An 18,492-nucleotide genomic window follows, 5' to 3' on the forward strand; every position below is an offset into this window, starting at 1 on the left:
TATTTTTTACGGGGGTGTTGTGTAAAAAAATGAACAAGGCTAAGCTCCGATCAAACCCATAACAGCAATAATACCGGGGTGCTTCATGTCTCGCCTGCCGTTAATCGGCATCACCGACTGCTCACGGCAGACCGATCAGCTGGCAGCGTCCGATATTCTGGACGGTCTGGATGGCATTCTCTTTACCGGCTCTGCATCCAATATAGAACCGTTTTACTCCAGCGGCCCGTACTTCGTAGCGCAGACTGCCGGTAATTGTGCACGCCTCACCCATACACCTGTTGCCCCACGCTTCTTTCGAGGCGAGCATTCATGTGCCCGGCAATTGCAAGGGCAATCTGTACCACACGACGCCGATGCGTCAAACAACGCCTGACTTATCAGAGTCAGGAGACTCAGCCCAGAGGCATTTATGAGTAACAACCTCGACCAGCTCACCGATTGGTTGAAAGACCACAAGATCACAGAAGTCGAATGCATGATCGCCGACTTGACCGGTATCACCCGGGGCAAGATTTCGCCGACCAACAAGTTCATCGCCGAAAAAGGCATGCGCCTGCCCGAGAGCGTGCTGTTGCAGACCGTGACCGGCGACTATGTCGAAGACGACATCTATTACGAGCTGCTCGACCCGGCCGACATCGACATGATCTGCCGCCCCGACCAGAACGCTGTGTACATGGTGCCGTGGGCCATCGAGCCGACCGCCCAGGTGATCCACGACACCTACGACAAGCAAGGCAACCCGATCGAGCTGTCGCCGCGCAACGTCCTCAAGAAAGTCCTCAAGCTCTATGCCGACAAGGGCTGGCAGCCGATCGTGGCGCCAGAGATGGAGTTCTATCTGACCAAGCGCAGTGACGATCCCGACTATCCGTTGCAGCCGCCAATCGGCCGCTCGGGCCGTCCGGAAATCGGTCGTCAGTCGTTCTCTATCGAAGCGGCGAACGAATTCGACCCGCTGTTCGAAGACGTCTACGACTGGTGCGAATTGCAGGAGCTGGACCTCGACACGCTGATCCATGAAGACGGCACGGCGCAGATGGAAATCAACTTCCGTCACGGTGACGCCCTGTCGCTGGCCGACCAGATCCTGGTGTTCAAACGCACCATGCGTGAAGCCGCACTGAAGCACGACGTGGCCGCGACCTTTATGGCCAAGCCGATGACCGGCGAGCCGGGCAGTGCGATGCACTTGCACCAGAGCATCATCGATATCGAAACCGGCAAGAACGTCTTCTCCAATGAAGACGGGACCATGAGCCAGCTGTTCCTGCACCACATCGGCGGTTTGCAGAAACTGATCCCTGAGCTGTTGCCGTTGTTCGCCCCGAACGTCAACTCGTTCCGCCGCTTCCTGCCAGACACCTCGGCGCCGGTGAACGTGGAGTGGGGCGAAGAAAACCGCACCGTGGGCCTGCGCGTACCGGATGCCGGCCCGCAGAACCGTCGGGTGGAAAACCGCCTGCCGGGCGCCGACGCCAACCCTTATCTGGCGATTGCCGCGAGCCTGCTCTGCGGTTACATCGGCATGGTCGAGGGCCTCAACCCGAGCGCGCCTGTGGTTGGCCGTGGTTACGAGCGCCGCAACCTGCGCCTGCCGTTGACCATCGAAGACGCACTGGAGCGTATGGAAAACAGCACCACCGTCGAGAAATACCTCGGCAAGACTTTCATCACAGGCTACGTCGCGGTCAAGCGGGCCGAGCATGAAAACTTCAAGCGCGTGATCAGTTCGTGGGAGCGTGAGTACCTGCTCTTCGCCGTCTGATACGCCGGGCGCGGCCTCACAAGCCGCGCCTTCACCGATAACAAGGAGAATTGGCATGACCAGCAACAACCCGCAAACCCGCGAGTGGCAAGCGCTCAGCAATGATCACCACCTGGCGCCGTTCAGCGATTTCAAGCAGCTGAAAGAGAAAGGCCCGCGGATCATCACTAACGCCAAGGGCGTTTACCTGTGGGACAGCGAAGGCAACAAGATCCTCGACGGCATGGCGGGTCTGTGGTGTGTGGCCATCGGTTACGGTCGCGATGAACTGGCTGATGCTGCCGCCAAACAGATGCGCGAACTCCCTTACTACAACCTGTTCTTCCAGACCGCGCACCCGCCGGCACTGGAACTGGCCAAGGCCATCGCCGACGTTGCGCCAGAAGGCATGAACCATGTGTTCTTCACCGGTTCCGGCTCCGAAGGCAACGACACTATGCTGCGCATGGTTCGCCACTACTGGGCGATCAAGGGCCAGCCGAACAAGAAAGTCATCATCAGTCGCAAGAACGGTTATCACGGTTCGACCGTGGCCGGCGCGAGCCTCGGTGGCATGACTTATATGCACGAACAGGGCGACTTGCCGATTCCGGGCATCGTCCACATCGCTCAGCCGTACTGGTTTGCCGAAGGCGGCGACATGACGCCTGAAGAGTTCGGCATGTGGGCTGCCAACCAGCTGGAAGAAAAATTCTGGAAATCGGCGTTGATAACGTCGGTGCCTTTATTGCCGAGCCGATCCAGGGTGCCGGTGGCGTGATCATTCCGCCTGAGACCTACTGGCCGCGCATCAAGGAAATCCTCGCCAAGTACGACATTCTCTTCGTCGCCGACGAAGTGATCTGCGGTTTCGGCCGTACCGGTGAGTGGTTCGGTAGCGATTTCTACGACCTTGCGCCCGACATGATGACCATCGCCAAAGGCCTGACCTCCGGCTATATCCCGATGGGTGGCCTGATCGTCCGTGACTCAGTGGTGGCAGTGCTCAACGAAGGCGGCGATTTCAACCACGGCTTCACCTACTCCGGTCACCCGGTGGCGGCAGCGGTCGGTCTGGAAAACATCCGCATTCTGCGCGACGAAAAAATTATCGAGAACGCGCATAACGAAACGGCACCGTATTTGCAGAAACGTCTGCGGGAACTGAACGATCACCCGTTGGTGGGTGAAGTTCGCGGGGTCGGTCTGCTGGGCGCAATCGAGTTGGTGCAGGACAAGGCCACTCGCAAGCGTTACGAAGGCAAGGGCGTCGGCATGATCTGCCGCCAGTTCTGCTTCGACAACGGCCTGATCATGCGCGCTGTGGGCGACACCATGATCATCGCGCCGCCGCTGGTCATCAGCAAAGCGGAGATCGATGAGCTGGTTACAAAGGCACGCAAATGCCTCGACCTGACCCTCAGTGCGTTGCAGGGCTAGGTGCTAGGCTCTGAGCGGGGGAGCTGCGGCGCTCTCGCTCAAAGCTGTCAGAAAGGCTGGTCTTTTCTTGAAAGACCGCCTCGGATCTTGCCAGACTAGCCGCGGTTCCAGTTGTCCGGGTTCGGCCGCTGAACAATGTGGTTCAAAAAAGAAAAATTTGGAGCATGACGCATGAAGGCATTAGGTAAAAAGCTTGCTGGCAAGACCCTCCTGGCCATGTCCCTGATGGGCATGATGGCAGGGGCGGTTCACGCGGACGACAAAGTGCTGCACGTCTACAACTGGTCCGACTACATCGCTCCGGACACCATCGCCAACTTCGAGAAAGAGTCCGGGATCAAAGTCGTCTATGACGTCTTCGACAGCAACGAGACCCTGGAAGCCAAGCTGCTGGCAGGCAAGTCCGGCTACGACGTGGTCGTGCCGTCCAACAACTTCCTCGCCAAGCAGATCAAGGCTGGCGTTTACCAGGAGCTGGATCAGTCCAAGCTGCCTAACTGGAAGAACCTGAACCAGGATCTGCTCAAGGCCGTTTCGGTCAGCGACCCAGGTAACAAACACGCCTTCCCGTACATGTGGGGCTCGATCGGCATTGGTTATAACGCCGAGAAGGTCAAGGCTGCGCTGGGCGTCGACACCATCGATTCGTGGGACGTGCTGCTCAAGCCTGAAAACATCGCCAAGCTCAAGGGCTGCGGTGTGAGCTTCCTCGATTCGCCGACCGAAATGCTCCCGGTCGCGCTGCACTACCTGGGCCTTCCAACCGACAGCCAGAAGAAAGAAGACATCAAGAAAGCCGAGGAACTGTTCCTCAAGATTCGTCCTTCGATCACCTACTTCCACTCCTCCAAGTACATCTCGGACCTGGCCAACGGCAACATCTGCGTAGCCGTCGGCTACTCGGGTGACGTGCAGCAAGCCAAGTCCCGTGCCGCTGAAGCCGGTGACAAGGTGAAGGTCAGCTACAACATTCCGAAAGAAGGTGCCGGCAGCTTCTTCGACATGGTCGCCATCCCTAAAGATGCCGAAAACGTCGAAGGTGCCTACAAGTTCATGACCTTCCTGATGAAGCCGGAAATCATGGCAGAGATCACCAACGCCGTGCGCTTCCCGAACGGTAACGCAGCGGCAACAGCGCTGGTTGATAAAGACATCACCAGCGACCCGGGCGTTTATCCACCAGCCGATGTTCTGGCCAAGCTGTACGCGATTGCCGACTTGCCGGCCGCTACCCAGCGAATCCTGACCCGCAGCTGGACCAAGATCAAATCGGGTAAATAAATAAACCTGTAGGAGCGAGCTCGCTCGCGAAGAACGCTGGAGCACCGTTGGGTGTCAGGCCTCCTTGGTTATCGTTGGCGACCATCGCGAGCGAGCTCCTACAGGGCTATATGCATAAAAGTTTTGCTGGAACGGTTTTTCGAGGGTAAGTTGCGCGCCGGTTTTGTTGCCGGGCAGCCATGGCTGTCATGCAGCGCGGGGCAACTTGGGCCCAACTAATTTAGAGGACCTCCACTTGCCTATTTTTTCTTCTTTGCGCAAAGCCCTGCTGGCCACTGCCGGCCTGACGATTGCTGTCGGAGCCCAGGCCGCCGGTACGGTGCATATTTATAACTGGTCGGACTACATCGGCGAGACGACCCTGGCTGACTTCCAGAAAGCCACCGGGATCAAACCGGTCTACGACGTCTTCGACTCCAACGAAACCCTGGAAGGCAAGCTGCTGGCCGGGCGTACCGGTTACGACGTGGTCGTGCCGTCGAACCACTTCCTCGGCAAGCAGATCAAGGCGGGCGCGTTCCAGAAGCTCGACAAGTCGCAACTGCCGAACTATTCCAATCTCGACCCGGCGCTGCTCAAGCGTCTGGAGCAGAACGATCCGGGCAACCTGTACGCCGTGCCGTACCTGTGGGGCACCAACGGCATCGGCTACAACGTCGATAAAGTGAAGGCTGTGCTCGGTGTCGACAAGATCGATTCGTGGGGCGTGCTGTTCGAGCCGGAGAACATCAAGAAGCTGCAAAGCTGCGGCGTGGCGTTCCTCGATTCGGCGGATGAAATGATGCCGACAGTGCTCAACTACATGGGCCTGGATGCCAACAGTACCAACCCGCAGGACTACAAGAAGGCTGAGGCCAAGTTGCTGGCGGTGCGGCCTTACGTGACTTACTTCCACTCCTCCAAGTACATCTCGGACCTGGCCAACGGCGACATCTGCGTGGCTATCGGTTTCTCCGGCGACATGTTCCAGGCGAAAAACCGCGCTGAAGAAGCGAAGAAGGGCGTGAACATCGCCTACTCGATTCCCAAGGAAGGTGGCGCGCTGTGGTTTGACATGCTGGCGATTCCAAAGGACTCGAGCAACGTCAAGGAAGCCCACGCCTTCATTAACTATTTGCTGAAACCTGAGGTCATCGCCCAGGTCAGTGATTACGTCGGCTATGCCAACCCGAATCCCGGGTCGGACAAACTGATGGAGCAATCCATCCGCACCGATGAGTCGGTTTATCCACCGCAGGCCGTAATCGACAAGGCTTATGTGTCGACCGAGTTGCCACCGAACATTCAGCGTCTGATGACCCGCAGCTGGACCAAGGTCAAGTCGGGCATGTAAGGCACAAACTATCCTGGGTTCGTCTGTATTGGGCGAACTGCACTCTTTTTTTCTGGGAGTTTCGTAAATGGCAGTTGCCTCCGGCGCCTATAAGAAAGCCCTCGAGGGCGACCAGACACCGAAGCAGGTGTTGGTCAAAATCGACCGGGTCACGAAGAAGTTCGACGAGACGATTGCCGTGGACGACGTGTCCCTGGAAATCAAAAAGGGCGAGATCTTCGCTCTGCTCGGCGGTTCGGGATCGGGCAAATCCACTCTGCTGCGGATGCTGGCAGGGTTCGAACGGCCCACGGAGGGGCGCATTTTTCTCGACGGCGTCGACATCACCGACATGCCGCCGTACGAACGTCCGATCAACATGATGTTCCAGTCGTACGCCTTGTTTCCGCACATGACCGTGGCGCAGAACATCGCCTTCGGCCTCAAGCAGGACAAGATCCCGGCCGCTGAAGTCGATGCCCGCGTGGCCGAGATGCTCAAACTGGTGCAGATGAGCCAGTACGCCAAGCGCAAGCCGCACCAACTGTCTGGCGGTCAGCGTCAGCGTGTGGCGCTGGCGCGTTCGCTGGCCAAGCGGCCGAAGCTGTTGCTGCTCGACGAACCGATGGGCGCACTGGACAAGAAACTGCGTTCGCAGATGCAGCTTGAGTTGGTGGAAATCATCGAGCGCGTGGGTGTGACCTGCGTGATGGTGACGCATGACCAGGAAGAGGCCATGACCATGGCCGAGCGCATCGCGATCATGCACCTGGGCTGGATCGCCCAGATCGGCAGCCCGATCGACATCTACGAGACCCCGACCAGCCGTCTGGTCTGCGAATTCATCGGCAACGTGAACATCTTCGAAGGCGAAGTGATCGACGACGCCGAAGGCCACGCGACCATCACCTGCAAAGACCTCGATCGGCAGATCTACGTCGGCCACGGCATCAGTACTTCGGTGCAGGACAAGTCGGTCACCTACGCGATTCGCCCGGAGAAGCTGCTGGTCACCGCCGATCAACCGACCTGCGAATACAACTGGTCGAGCGGCAAGGTGCATGACATCGCCTACCTCGGCGGGCACTCGGTGTTCTACGTCGAACTGCCGAGCGGCAAGCTGGTGCAGTCGTTCGTCGCCAATGCCGAGCGTCGCGGCGCGCGGCCGACCTGGGGCGATCAGGTTTACGTGTGGTGGGAAGACGATAGCGGCGTGGTACTTCGCTCATGAACATGCGCAAATTCAAACGCCGCCTCAATCGAATAATTCCCGGTGGCCGCCAGCTGGTCATCGGGGTTCCGTTCATCTGGCTGTTCCTGTTCTTCATGTTGCCGTTCTTCATCGTGTTGAAGATCAGCTTCGCCGAAGCCGACGTGGCCATTCCGCCGTACACCGAGATCTACAGCTTCATCGACCAGAAGCTCCAGGTGCTGTTGAACCTGGGCAACTACGCGATGCTGGGCGACGACGAGCTGTACATCGCCGCGTATCTTGGCTCGCTGAAGATGGCGCTGATCAGCACTGTCCTCTGCCTGCTGATCGGCTATCCGATGGCCTACGCCATCGCCAGTGCCCGCAAAGAGATGCAGACGGTGCTGGTGCTGCTGATCATGATGCCGACCTGGACCGCGATCCTGATCCGCGTGTATGCGTGGATGGGCATCCTCAGTAACAACGGTCTGCTCAACGGTTTCCTGATGAGCATGGGCTTTATCGACGAGCCGCTGCAGATCCTCAACACTAACCTTGCGGTGTACATCGGCGTCGTTTACTCGTACCTGCCGTTCATGATCCTGCCGCTGTACGCCAACCTGGTGAAGCACGATCACAGCTTGCTGGAAGCCGCTTCCGACCTCGGTTCGAGCACCTTCAACAGCTTCTGGAAAATCACCATTCCGCTGTCCAAGAACGGGATCATTGCCGGCTGCATGCTGGTATTCATCCCGGTGGTCGGCGAGTTCGTGATCCCGGAACTGCTCGGCGGTCCGGAAACCCTGATGATCGGTAAAGTGCTCTGGCAAGAGTTCTTCAACAACCGTGACTGGCCGGTGGCGTCCGCGCTGGCGGTGGTGATGCTGGCGATCCTGATTGTGCCGATCATTCTGTTCAACCGCAGTCAGGCCAAGGAAATGGAGGGTAAAGAATGAAGCGCTTCCGTTTCTCCAGCCTGATGCTGGTTCTGGGTCTGTTGTTCATCTACCTGCCGATGCTGATCCTGGTGATCTACTCGTTCAACGCCTCCAAGCTGGTGACGGTGTGGGGCGGCTGGTCGATCAAGTGGTACGTCGGCCTTCTCGACAACACGCAACTGATGGGCTCGGTGTTGCGCTCGCTGGAAATCGCCTGCTACACCGCGGTTGCGGCGGTAGCGCTGGGTACACTGGCGGCCTTCGTGTTGACCCGGATCACCCACTTCAAGGGGCGCACGTTGTTCGGTGGCCTTGTCACCGCGCCGCTGGTGATGCCCGAGGTGATTACCGGTCTGTCGTTGTTGCTGCTGTTCGTGGCAATGGCACAGATGATCGGCTGGCCCCAGGAGCGTGGCATCGTCACCATCTGGATCGCTCACACGACGTTCTGTGCGGCGTATGTGGCGGTGGTGGTGTCGGCGCGCCTGCGTGAGCTGGACCTGTCGATCGAAGAAGCAGCGATGGACCTTGGCGCACGGCCGTGGAAGGTGTTCTTCCTGATCACCATCCCGATGATCGCGCCATCGCTGGCAGCGGGGGCATGATGTCCTTCGCGTTGTCCCTGGATGACCTGGTGTTGGCGAGTTTCGTTTCCGGGCCGGGGTCTACGACCTTGCCGATGGAAGTGTTCTCGGCCGTGCGCCTGGGCGTGAAGCCTGAGATCAACGCCGTGGCCAGTTTGATTCTGCTGGCGGTGTCGCTGGTGACCTTCCTGGTGTGGTTCTTCAGCCGTCGTGCGGAAGAGTCGCGCAAGAAAGCGATCCAGCAGGCCATTGAGGAAAGCGCTGCCGACTCATGGAAGCAACCGGACGTGCGTCGCGCGCAGGCACCGGAAGCCGTTTGAGTCTGTAGGCTCGAACACCTGTGGGAGCGAGCCTGCTCGCGATGAAGGTTTAACGTTCAACGAAGATGTTGAATGTCAGTCCGCAATCGCGAGCAGGCTCACGCCCGCAAGGGCTGTTCGCTGGGTGTGGAGTCCAGGTGCGGCAGCCCCGCAGCATGAAGTCTTCCACAGGTTTTTCAGCGGTCAGGAAATCCAGGGGGATTGGCGGATGACCTCGACGAAGTTCATCGGCTTGAATCCCGGCTCCTGATCCTTCAGCACATCGGTCTTCACGTTGCCGAACGTGGTCTGCGGACGGTGGCGCAAGCCGTCGGCAAACGCGCAGATGATGCACTCCTTGAAACCTTCCCCACGCGGGTGCGCATGCACCACCGCTTCACGCTGTACGCTGCTGAACGCCGCGTAATCCATGCCCAGCACGTCCATCTCGACACCGGCAGTCACCAGCGCCACAGTCGGACGCAAATGCTTCGGCACGCCCGGCGTGGTGTGCAGGGCAATCGACAACCACACCTGCTCGATGTCGTCATCGCTCAACCCGTAAGGCTTGAGAAACGCTGCTGCCGCATTGGCGCCGTCGACTTCAAAACGCTCGTCAGCGCTGCGATGACCTTCAACCAGACCGAGGTCATGGAACATTGCTCCGACGTAGAGCAGTTCAGGATCGTAGGCCAGTTGCTGGCGCTCACCGCTTAGCGCGCCGAACAAAAATACCCGGCGTGAGTGGTGATAGAGCAGGTCTGACTCGACGTCGCGAATGTATTCGGTGGTGGCCCTGGCCAGGGCGCTGTCGGGGATCTGGATGCCGGCGATGTGGCTGCTCATGGGTGCTTTCCTCGTGGGGAACGCCTTGGTGGCGCTGATGGAACAAGTCTGTTCCTGCACCACACAGCGGACAATCAAGCCATGGCTGCGATCCTTGCCAATGAACATGCATATCGCGCCAGCCTCGCTTGTTGCGCCGCGATTGGCTAAGTTCCTGTAGGCGCGAGCTTGCTCGCGATGGAGGTGAACGATGAAGAGGGCTGGCTGGACGAAATGGCGCCATTGAGTCCATTGCGAGCGAGCTCACTCCTGCAGGGGGCATTGAACGGGGGCAAGTCTGTCATGAGTAAAACCGTTGCCATCGTGGTCTTTGCCGGCGTTCAGTCCCTGGACGTCACCGGGCCCATGGATGTGTTTTCCGAGGCCAATCGTTTCCTGGCACGGGCCGACCACTATCGCCTGGAAGTCATTGGTGTCGAGCATGGGGTGATGGCCTGTTCCAACGGTTTGGCAGTCAATGCCCATCGGCATTACTGCGAAGCGCTGGAGGACTATGACCTGCTTCTGGTGGCCGGCGGCCCGCAGTTGCCGTCCATGAATTTCGGCGCGACTTTTGATGCCTGGCTGCGCGACGCCAGCGCTCGGGCGCAACGGTTCGGCTCGATCTGCAATGGCGCATTCATGCTTGCCCGAGCCGGGCTGCTGGAAGGCAAAACGGTGACCACCCACTGGGGCGATGCGGCGGCGCTGGCCGCTTTATGTCCTGGTACGCGTGTCGAAGCCGACCGGCTGTACGTGCAGGATGGCGCGCTGTACACCTCGGCGGGAGTGACTGCAGGGATTGATCTGTCGCTGTTCCTGCTGGCCCAGGATCACGGCCCGGAAGTCGCCTTGAGCGTGGCGAAGCGCCTGGTGGTGTTCACCCAGCGCTCGGGCGGGCAGTCGCAGTTCAGTCCATTCCTCACGCCCCATGCCGAACCGACCTCGGCGGTGGCGCTGGTGCAGCTCCATGTGCTGGCCAACCTCACCGGGGACCTGACCATCGCCGACCTGGCCAACGCCGCAAACATGAGTACCCGTAATTTTTCCCGGGTGTTCGCCCGGGAAGCGAAGATCACCCCGGCGGAGTTCGTCGAAAGAGCGAGGTTGGATGCGGCGCGGGTGTTGCTGGAGAGCACCCGTGCACCACTGAAGACAGTGGCGTATCAGTGTGGTTTTCGCGATGCACAGCACATGCGCAGTGTGTTCAACCGGCGGCTGGGGGTGACGCCCCAGCAGTTCAGGCTGAATTTTGCGGTGGTGGTGTGAGGCAGAGGTCTGGGGTGTCCATGCGCGCCCCATCGCGGGCAAGCCCGCTCCCACAATGGTCGCGCCGATTACGAATTATGTGTACGGCGCAAATCCTGTGGGAGCGAGCCTGCTCGCGAAGGCGTCAGCCCGGAAAACCAAAAACTACTGCGCAGCCCGCGCCGGCAACAGCTTCAACGTGCTCCGGGTATTCGCCGTCACCTCTTCTTCGCTGAAATGCGCCTGCACATACATCCCGTCGACATACGCTTCGGCCTGGTCGTCATAGTGACTGTCAAACGGCACGCCACTCTGCCCAACCGGATTGATCGTCAGGCCATGCGCCGGGTCGGCGAAATCCACCAGCCGCCGCGTCGACGGCCCGTAAGTCACCGGCCACGGCGCCGGGCCGATCCGCGCGGAAAGATTATTCGGCACCTCATGACTGCCCGGCGCTGCGAACGGCCCGACGTTGAAAATCCGCTCCAGCGGCTTCTGCTGCCCCAGCGGATGCCCGTGCGTCAGCGTATGCGCCGCGCCCCACTGCCACTGCGCGAAGTCTGCGCCAAGCGTGTTCCGAAGGTGCGCCAGGCTCGCTTGCCATGCCACCTTGACCGTGTCGGCGCGGGTCTCCTTGATCGGTGTGTTGCGGTTGTCCCACCACGGTGAATCAGCGTTCGCCGCCAAGCGTGGCAGCGCCGCATCGATCACCCGCGTCGACAGCAGCGTGTCGAAAAAGTCGTTGCCCAGCTCATCACGCATCGCTGCATCGGCGAGGTCATACAGGAACTGGTTGAACAGCGTGGCACTGGTGGAGTCCAGCGGGTAATCACCTTGCCACCGGGCCAGTTGCTCCACCAGCCGCAGTTCGGCAGGATCGCTCACCACTTCGCGTAACACCGGCAACAACGGGGCGAGCAAGCGTGGCCCGTAGCCGGTGGTGGTGCCCAGTTGCAGCTTCTGGCTGGCTTCCAGGTCCCACTTGACCGCTTTGTCGCCGAGCTGGCGATTGAGCTGCTGGCCACGATCCGCCAGGTTGTAGTACCCGGGGATGTCCATGCCGGTTGGCGATACCGGCTGGAAGTTGGCCGACACGATGTAGCCCCGCGACGGATTTTCTTCCTGAGGGTTGGCGCTGAACGGGTAGAAGCCGTCCTTCTCCGCCTCGGCAGTGCTGCCATCGAGAATAAAGCCACCCCGCACCCCTGCGGGACGCTTGGGTAGCTGCGCTGCCGCCCACCAGCCGATGTCGCCCTTGGCATTGGCCCAGACGATGTTCAGGCCGGGCGCCTGGACCTTGGCTGCGGCACTGCGCGCCTTGGCCAGGGTGTCGGCGCGGTTGAGCTGGTAGAAGCCTTCGAGAATCGGATTCGGGCTTTCGAGGAAGCCCCACCACATGGCGATTGGGGTCTTGCCCACGTTCGCGCCCAGCGCATCGTTGACGATCGGCCCATGGGGCGACTGGCGCAGTACCAGGGGCACTGGGGCCTGACCCTTAACCGCGATCTGCTGCTCGCTGGAGGTCATGTCCACCCACTTGCCGCGATACCAGACCTGGTTGGGATTGTCCGGATTGACCTTCTCCGCGATCAGGTCCAGGTCATCGTTCTGGAACATGGTGATGCTCCAGCCGAAATCGTGATTCAGGCCGAGTGACGCAAACGGCATCAGCGCCTGATAGTGACCGTAAAGGTCAAAGCCGGGTGCCGAGAGCTGCGCCTCATACCATACCGACGGCGCCGAGAAGCGAATGTGCGGGTCACCCGCCAGCAGCGGCTTGCCGCTCTTGGTGCGGCTGCCGGCGACGACCCAGGCGTTGCTGCCTTCGAACTGCGGCAGGCCGTGCTCCGCCAGGGCCTGTTCACTCAGGCGGGCGAGGGCGTTGAGGTCCTTCCAGTCGACACTGGCAAGGGCCTGGCAGCGCCACCCTGCTGACTGGCCAGAACGCCTTTGGGCTGCCAGTCGAGGTCGAAGACGTTGAGGTAATCGGTGCCGAGCTGATCGCGCACATACGTCAGCAACGGTTCGGTGCGAAACGCGGCAGCAAAACTGTAAGCCATGTAGCCGGCGACGCTGATGCTGTCTTCTGCCGTGAACGGCCGTTTGGGGATGCCCAGCACGTCGAACTCGATGGGCGCGGCGTGCGAGTCCTGATATTGGTTGATGCCGTCCAGATAGGCTTTCAGGGCCTTCCACGCCGGCGACTGCTTATCGAGGCTGGCGACGTAACTGGCGGCGCGCTCGCGTATGCGCAGGCTGCGGAACAGTTTGTCGGTGTCGAGCAGTTTCGGCCCGAGCACTTCGGCCAGCTCGCCACGGGCGAGGCGGCGCATGGCTTCCATCTGGAACAGCCGATCCTGGGCATGCACATAGCCAAGGGCGCGGTAGAGGTCGGTTTCGTTCTCGGCACGGATGTGCGGTACGCCGCGCTCGTCGTAGCGCACGGTCACCGACCCTTGCAGGTTGCGCAGTTCGACCTGGCCCTGGCGTGTCGGTTGTTTGCTGTAGACGTACCAGCCAGCGCCAGCGGCGAGCAGCACAACCAGCAGGACGAGAACGGTCAGGAGGCGTTTCATGGTGATTCCTTGTTCTTGTTATGAGTGACAGCAATTCCCTGGCGACACTGTTTAACACGACCTGCCGCGACGGCCCATCGCCCTTAGGAGGGATTCGTATTGCCGGATCTTCCCTACTTCGTTGCCGCCACAGGCCAGGGGCAGTAACACCCCACCGCCAGTGTGTGAGTGGCGCTCACCTCACGCCCTTCGTTCAGCGCCTGCAGGATCGGTTCGATGAAGCTGTTACTGGAATTGCACGTCAGGCCTTCGCTGTAGGGGCCAAAATAGGCCAGTTTGCCGGTTCGATCCCATATCGCCACGGCGGGGCTGGCGGGGATCTGCTCGGAGCCAGGCAACACGTTGATGTTTTTCAGCCCGCCCAGGGTGCTCGGTAACTGACCGTGGCTACCGGGTTTTTGCACCGAGTAGAACTCGATGCCCTGTGGAACATGAACGCTCGACAAGCTCACTGAGATGCTGCTGGTTGCCGACATTGCAGGGGCACGCAGGGTCCCAGAAGTGCACCAGGCGAATGGCCCCGGGGCCTGCAAGGTCGTCCGGCAGACGCAAGGGGTCGCCGGAGAATACTGCCGTATGTTCGCTGAATGCGCGCAGGTAGCGACCTTGAAACCAGTCGTATGCCGCCCACAGTACGACGGCGCACACGAGGGTGAGCAGGCTGGCGAGCAGTGTGGTGCGGTAGGCCGGGCGCATGGAATGCTTTCCTTGGAGGTCGGCTAGCTTGCCATGCTTGCCGGGACAGATGAATATCGCAGGCCGATAAAGTCCGTTTCACTCGCTGGAAATTGCCTCATGCCTGCTACTTTCGACCCCGATCAATTACGCGCCAGCCTCAAGCCATTGGCCGAGTGGCAGCCGTTGTCGGAGCAAGCGCGGGCGTATCGGCACTTTTATGGCCTGGATTTTCCCGGGCGCGAACTGCGCACTGGCCTGGGCCGATTCGAGGCGGGTGGTTATCAGCTGGTCAGTCAGTTCTGGTGGCCGGAGAAGGTCAAGGCGACGCTGTTTCTGCTGCACGGTTATTACGATCACACCGGGCTCTATCGCCATGTGATCGAGTGGGCGCTGGATCAGGACTTCGCCGTGATTGCCTGCGACTTGCCCGGGCATGGTCTGTCGAGCGGGCCGCGCGCGAGCATTCGCGATTTCTCCGAGTATCAGGATGTCCTGCAAGCGTTGTTCGCCGAAGCGCAGTCGATCTCGTTGCCGCAGCCGTGGCACTTGTGCGGACAAAGCACTGGCGGAGCGATTGTGGTCGATCACGTGCTCAACCATGGCGAAGGCAGCCCGGCGCAAGGTCAGTTGATTCTGATGGCACCGCTGGTGCGGCCTCGTGCGTGGGGCTGGTCGCAGTTGAGTTATTACCTGCTCAGGCCTTTCGTCAGAGGGGTGGCGCGGCGCTTCAGCGAGAACTCCAACGACCCGGATTTCCTGCCCTTCCTGCAAGCAGACCCGCTACAACCGCTGCGCCTGCCCACCGCCTGGGTAGGCGCGCTCGCCCGTTGGGTCAAGCGCATCGAGGCAGCACCGCACAGCTTGCGTCGGCCGCTGATCGTGCAGGGGCAGGCGGATATGACGGTCGACTGGCAGCACAATTTGCAGGTGTTGAAGTGGAAGTTCGATCGGCCGCAGATCTTGCTGCTGGCGGAGGCACGGCATCATCTGGCGAATGAAACGGTGGAGATGCGCGAGGAGTATTTCGAGTTCTTGAGCAAGCGGATCAAGGGCCGCAATCTTTAGTGGCAGTGAAGGCCCGCGATGGCGTCATGCCAGGCACTGAAAATTATTGGCCAAGGTTAGTCTGCCCCACTGCCAACCCTGCGCGAATAGCCGCCAGCGCCGCCTGGTAATACGCCTTGCCCTCAGTCGACTCGGCAAACGTCGCAAACTCCTCCAGCTCTTCATCCGACAGGTCGCGATACACGTAGAGCAGCGTGTTGTTCAGGTCTACGCCAATCTGATCCATCAAGCGCTGACGCTGGCCGTTCAGCATGCCCTGCGCCTGACCGCCACCGAGCAGGCCGGGAATCATCGAACTCAAACTGTCTGCCGCGACACCGGCAATCGCCAGGCTCACTTCAGCGCCAGCCTCGCGCGCCGGCAAAGCCTGGGCGAGGTGGCCGATGATCAGCAGGCGGCTGTCGCTGACCTGCATCTTCGGCAGGCCCTTGGCATTCTTCGCCAATTGATCACGGCGGGTTGCGAGCAATTCGGCCGCAACGATTTTCTTGCCCAGTGGCGATTGAAAGAAGGACAGGGCCGGTTTCGGATCGGCGAGGTGCTGGCGCAGTTGCGCTTCGGCGCGTTGATCCATGGCCTGTGGAGCAAAGCGCTGGTTGCTGTTGTTCACCAGCGCTTGAAACACGGCGGGCGGCAGGCTGTTCTGATAGCGCTGCTGCGCGGCACTCAGGGCGTCATTGAAATGCGCACGTTGATCTGGCCAGCCGGCGACCTTGTACAACTGATCGTGGCCGTCCGCCCAAGCGGGCAAAACACAAAGCATCAACAGTGAAAAAAGCAAACGGCGCATAGGGACTCCTGTCAGCAGGCGACTATTCTCCGTGTGGCATTCGGACTTGTCGAGAATTCGTATCAAGCCGCTGCACGGCTCTGTCGGATTTGCAGGCACAGGAATACTATGCGCGCCATGCAAATACCCTCTGATCATCCGCTGCTGTTACGTATCGTCGACGACCTGGCCGACACATGGCTGGTCGCAGCAGAATATTTTCCTGCCTCTGGGTCTGACCCGGGAACTGGCGGCTGAGTGCCATAAACGTTCAGCCGAAGGTGAATTGGCGCCTGCCGCCGTGGGTCGCGGGCCCACTTTCGGAGATTCGCGAGGGCATTCGTGGCGACCGCATTCAGTGGATCGAGCCCGGCCAGGCGCTGGCGTGTGACAGTTATCTACAGCTGATGGACAGCCTGCGCGAGGCGATGAATCGGGGCCTGTTCCTCGGCCTGGAGGATTTCGAAAGCCATTTCGCGTTGTACCCGCCAGGCGCTTTTTACCTCAAGCACGTCGATCGCTTTCGCGACGACGACCGGCGCATGGTGTCGGCGGTGGTCTACCTGAATGATGCCTGGCTACCCGAGCACGGTGGCCAGTTGCGCATGTACCTGGACGAAGGCGTGCAGCATGACGTCGTGCCAACCGGCGGCTGCCTGGTGGTCTTCCTGTCCGGCGAAGTGCCCCACGAAGTCCTGCCCGCCAGCCGAAATCGCCTGTCGTTGACCGGCTGGTTCCGGCGACGCGGCAACGAGCCCTTCTGACCATGCAGAAAATTCTGGTAAGCCGCTGCCTGCTGGGTCACCGCGTTCGCTACGACGGCGGTGCCAGTGGGCCTTTCGATCAGTTGCAGCAATGGGTCGATGAGGGTCGGGTCGTGCCTTTGTGCCCCGAGGTGGCCGGCGGCTTGCCGACTCCCGGGCTGCCGCGGAAATCCCCGGCGGGCAGGGCGGTGAAGTGCTGGATGGGCGGGCGGCGATCATCACCACTGATGGTGCGGATGTCAGCGCCGAGTTCCTGTCGGGGGCGTATCAGGCCCTGGAACTGGTGCAAAAGCACGGCATCCGGATTGCGGTGCTGAAGGCCAACAGCCCGTCGTGCGGGAATCTGTTGACTTACGACGGGACGTTCAGCGGTGTGAAGGTCAGCGGTGAGGGCGTCACGGCGGCATTGCTGCGACGCTACGGGGTGCAAGTCTTCAGCGAGCTGCAACTGCCGGAAGCGGCCCGTGCTTTGACCGCACAAGACTAACCGCCCGAACACATCTGCTGTGGGAGCGAGCCTGCTCGCGATGGCGGCCTGTCCCTCAACACCTTAGCTGGATATGCCGGCCTCATCGCGAGCAGCTCGCGCCCCCTGGGTTATCCATCTGCCTCGGCTCAGGGCTTCGGCGCCACACTCGTATCCGCACCAAACCACTTCTGTGACAGTGCCTGCAGGCGTCCGTCCGCCTTGATCCGCCCCAGCGCATTCTCCAGGCTGGCATGAAACGCCGGGTTGCCCTTCTGGAACGGGATGGCCAGGCGCACCGGCGCAGCCGCCTTGGGTTTGTCCTGCGCCAAGGTCTGTACCAGCAGCATCGAGCGCGGCTCCGGTTCTTTCTGCGCGATCAGATCTGCCTTGGCATAGCTGTAAGGCTCACTGAAGTCGAAACGATCCTTGAGTTCCGGTGTCAGTGCTATGTGGTTGAGCGCGACGTCGTACTTGCCGCTTTCAACGCCCTGGAGCAGATCGCCTTCGTCGGTGACGATGAAATCGGCGCGCACATCCAGCTCAGAGGCTATCAATTGCCCAAGCTCGACCTCGAACCCCGTGAGTTGGTCGCCGTCGTCCTTGTAATTGAAGGGCGGTGTATTAGCCTCAAGGGCTATGCGCAGCTCGCCGCGGTCGTTGACGTCATCAATCAGTTCGGCATTAGCCAAAGGGCTCAAAAGGGGTAGCAGGCAGATCAGGCCAGGCAGAAAACGCATGGTCACTCCTTTGAAATCATTATTGCGACGCTCTGAGTCAGGCGCGCTTTGCTATGGTTGTCGAGTGCCTTCGACAACGAATGGTCATGAAGTTGTCATGACCGTGCGGATTTTACGGAAAAACTGGAGAAGAGAATGAAAACGTTTATGTCACGTGCAGCATTGGCTGGCCTGTTGATGGGTGTTTCGGTGCTGGCCAGTGCAGCGACTCCGGCCCCTAAAGGCGCGGAAGTGTTCATCGTTTCTCCCGAGGACGGGGCGACTGTTTCTCAGGAATTCAAAGTCAAGTTCGGCACCAAGGACGTGGCGCTGGCGCCAGCGGGTGATGTCACCAAAAACACCGGTCACCACCACCTGCTGATCGATGTCAAAGAGCTCCCAGCCGCCGGTCAGCCGATTCCGATGGACGCCAACCACATGCACTTCGGCAAGGCGCAGACCGAAGCGACGATCAAACTGGCACCGGGCAAGCACACCCTGCAGCTGGAGCTGGGTGACAGCGGCCACATGCCGTTCGATCCGCCAATCGTCTCGAAGAAAATCACCGTCAACGTCGAATAAGCTT

General features: G+C 60.3%; 12 protein-coding genes and 6 pseudogenes. 13 read left to right on the plus strand and 5 right to left on the minus strand.

Going from position 1 to position 18,492, the window contains the following annotated elements:
• Window positions 1-85 precede the first annotated feature (85 nt).
• The 8 genes and pseudogenes from JFT80_RS23725 to JFT80_RS02445 all read left to right on the plus strand — a co-directional run bounded on the left by JFT80_RS23725 (window position 86) and on the right by JFT80_RS02445 (window position 8,817).
• Window positions 86-376: a glutamine amidotransferase gene (locus tag JFT80_RS23725; RefSeq protein WP_242482753.1), complete on the plus strand. Its 291-nt coding sequence runs from the start codon at window positions 86-88 to the stop codon at window positions 374-376.
• A gap of 36 nt (window positions 377-412) precedes the next feature.
• On the plus strand, window positions 413-1,771 hold the full coding sequence (locus tag JFT80_RS02415) for a glutamine synthetase family protein (protein ID WP_008085328.1): 1,359 nt from the start codon (window positions 413-415) through the stop codon (window positions 1,769-1,771).
• Between the two features lie 55 nt (window positions 1,772-1,826).
• A pseudogene (locus JFT80_RS02420) lies at window positions 1,827-3,190 on the plus strand (aspartate aminotransferase family protein).
• A 171-nt stretch (window positions 3,191-3,361) separates the two neighbouring features.
• On the plus strand, window positions 3,362-4,471 hold the full coding sequence (locus tag JFT80_RS02425; protein ID WP_201146806.1) for a polyamine ABC transporter substrate-binding protein: 1,110 nt from the start codon (window positions 3,362-3,364) through the stop codon (window positions 4,469-4,471).
• A 235-nt stretch (window positions 4,472-4,706) separates the two neighbouring features.
• Window positions 4,707-5,804 carry a polyamine ABC transporter substrate-binding protein gene (locus JFT80_RS02430; RefSeq protein ID WP_201146807.1) on the plus strand — a complete coding sequence of 366 codons (1,098 nt, stop codon included), beginning with the start codon at window positions 4,707-4,709 and terminating at the stop codon, window positions 5,802-5,804.
• A gap of 67 nt (window positions 5,805-5,871) precedes the next feature.
• On the plus strand, window positions 5,872-7,014 hold the full coding sequence (locus JFT80_RS02435) for an ABC transporter ATP-binding protein (protein ID WP_007913856.1): 1,143 nt from the start codon (window positions 5,872-5,874) through the stop codon (window positions 7,012-7,014).
• Window positions 7,015-7,049: 35 nt separating this feature from the next.
• On the plus strand, window positions 7,050-7,931 hold the full coding sequence (locus JFT80_RS02440) for an ABC transporter permease subunit (RefSeq protein ID WP_201146825.1): 882 nt from the start codon (window positions 7,050-7,052) through the stop codon (window positions 7,929-7,931).
• Window positions 7,928-8,817, plus strand: a pseudogene (locus JFT80_RS02445) (ABC transporter permease subunit). The gene JFT80_RS02440 and the pseudogene JFT80_RS02445 overlap by 4 nt, the downstream one beginning before the upstream one ends.
• Window positions 8,818-9,000: 183 nt before the next feature.
• Here JFT80_RS02445 and JFT80_RS02450 read toward each other — a convergent pair.
• Window positions 9,001-9,642, minus strand: a complete 642-nt coding sequence (locus JFT80_RS02450; RefSeq protein ID WP_201146826.1) for an HD domain-containing protein — start codon at window positions 9,640-9,642, stop codon at window positions 9,001-9,003.
• 282 nt (window positions 9,643-9,924) lie between these two features.
• Here JFT80_RS02450 and JFT80_RS02455 point away from each other — a divergent pair, with 282 nt between their 5' ends.
• Window positions 9,925-10,890, plus strand: coding sequence for a GlxA family transcriptional regulator (locus JFT80_RS02455; RefSeq protein WP_201146808.1), 966 nt, complete (start codon window positions 9,925-9,927; stop codon window positions 10,888-10,890).
• A 144-nt stretch (window positions 10,891-11,034) separates the two neighbouring features.
• Here JFT80_RS02455 and JFT80_RS02460 read toward each other — a convergent pair.
• Both JFT80_RS02460 and JFT80_RS02465 read right to left on the minus strand, forming a co-directional pair.
• Window positions 11,035-13,445: pseudogene (locus JFT80_RS02460) on the minus strand (penicillin acylase family protein).
• 113 nt (window positions 13,446-13,558) lie between these two features.
• Window positions 13,559-14,141, minus strand: a pseudogene (locus JFT80_RS02465) (DUF6436 domain-containing protein).
• Window positions 14,142-14,240: 99 nt separating this feature from the next.
• On the opposite strand from JFT80_RS02465, the gene JFT80_RS02470 reads away from it, so the two are divergent.
• Window positions 14,241-15,188, plus strand: coding sequence for an alpha/beta hydrolase (locus JFT80_RS02470; RefSeq protein ID WP_201146809.1), 948 nt, complete (start codon window positions 14,241-14,243; stop codon window positions 15,186-15,188).
• Window positions 15,189-15,231: 43 nt separating this feature from the next.
• Here the strand turns inward: JFT80_RS02470 and JFT80_RS02475 are convergent, their stop codons facing one another.
• A complete protein-coding gene (locus JFT80_RS02475) occupies window positions 15,232-15,978 on the minus strand; it encodes a DUF2059 domain-containing protein (RefSeq protein WP_201146810.1) in 747 nt (248 codons plus the stop codon).
• A 108-nt stretch (window positions 15,979-16,086) separates the two neighbouring features.
• On the opposite strand from JFT80_RS02475, the pseudogene JFT80_RS02480 reads away from it, so the two are divergent.
• Both JFT80_RS02480 and JFT80_RS02485 read left to right on the plus strand, forming a co-directional pair.
• A pseudogene (locus JFT80_RS02480) lies at window positions 16,087-16,721 on the plus strand (2OG-Fe(II) oxygenase).
• A 2-nt stretch (window positions 16,722-16,723) separates the two neighbouring features.
• Window positions 16,724-17,208, plus strand: a pseudogene (locus tag JFT80_RS02485) (DUF523 domain-containing protein).
• 128 nt (window positions 17,209-17,336) lie between these two features.
• Here the strand turns inward: JFT80_RS02485 and JFT80_RS02490 are convergent.
• Complete coding sequence (locus JFT80_RS02490; protein WP_201146811.1) at window positions 17,337-17,927, minus strand: transporter substrate-binding domain-containing protein; 591 nt, start codon at window positions 17,925-17,927, stop codon at window positions 17,337-17,339.
• A 135-nt stretch (window positions 17,928-18,062) separates the two neighbouring features.
• Here JFT80_RS02490 and JFT80_RS02495 point away from each other — a divergent pair, with 135 nt between their 5' ends.
• Complete coding sequence (locus JFT80_RS02495; RefSeq protein WP_201146812.1) at window positions 18,063-18,488, plus strand: DUF4399 domain-containing protein; 426 nt, start codon at window positions 18,063-18,065, stop codon at window positions 18,486-18,488.
• Window positions 18,489-18,492 lie beyond the last annotated feature (4 nt).

Source organism: Pseudomonas sp. TH10 (assembly GCF_016651255.1).
GTDB lineage: Bacteria > Pseudomonadota > Gammaproteobacteria > Pseudomonadales > Pseudomonadaceae > Aquipseudomonas.

Bases quoted from the DNA above. Each gene is read 5' to 3' on its own strand.
- JFT80_RS02495 (WP_201146812.1), top strand. From the start codon at position 18,063: ATGAAAACGTTTATGTCACGTGCAGCATTGGCTGGCCTGTTGATGGGT.
- JFT80_RS02455 (WP_201146808.1), top strand. From the start codon at position 9,925: ATGAGTAAAACCGTTGCCATCGTGGTCTTTGCCGGCGTTCAGTCCCTG.
- JFT80_RS02490 (WP_201146811.1), bottom strand. From the start codon at position 17,927: ATGCGTTTTCTGCCTGGCCTGATCTGCCTGCTACCCCTTTTGAGCCCT.
- JFT80_RS02450 (WP_201146826.1), bottom strand. From the start codon at position 9,642: ATGAGCAGCCACATCGCCGGCATCCAGATCCCCGACAGCGCCCTGGCC.
- JFT80_RS02425 (WP_201146806.1), top strand. From the start codon at position 3,362: ATGAAGGCATTAGGTAAAAAGCTTGCTGGCAAGACCCTCCTGGCCATG.
- JFT80_RS23725 (WP_242482753.1), top strand. From the start codon at position 86: ATGTCTCGCCTGCCGTTAATCGGCATCACCGACTGCTCACGGCAGACC.
- JFT80_RS02415 (WP_008085328.1), top strand. From the start codon at position 413: ATGAGTAACAACCTCGACCAGCTCACCGATTGGTTGAAAGACCACAAG.
- JFT80_RS02470 (WP_201146809.1), top strand. From the start codon at position 14,241: ATGCCTGCTACTTTCGACCCCGATCAATTACGCGCCAGCCTCAAGCCA.
- JFT80_RS02475 (WP_201146810.1), bottom strand. From the start codon at position 15,978: ATGCGCCGTTTGCTTTTTTCACTGTTGATGCTTTGTGTTTTGCCCGCT.
- JFT80_RS02435 (WP_007913856.1), top strand. From the start codon at position 5,872: ATGGCAGTTGCCTCCGGCGCCTATAAGAAAGCCCTCGAGGGCGACCAG.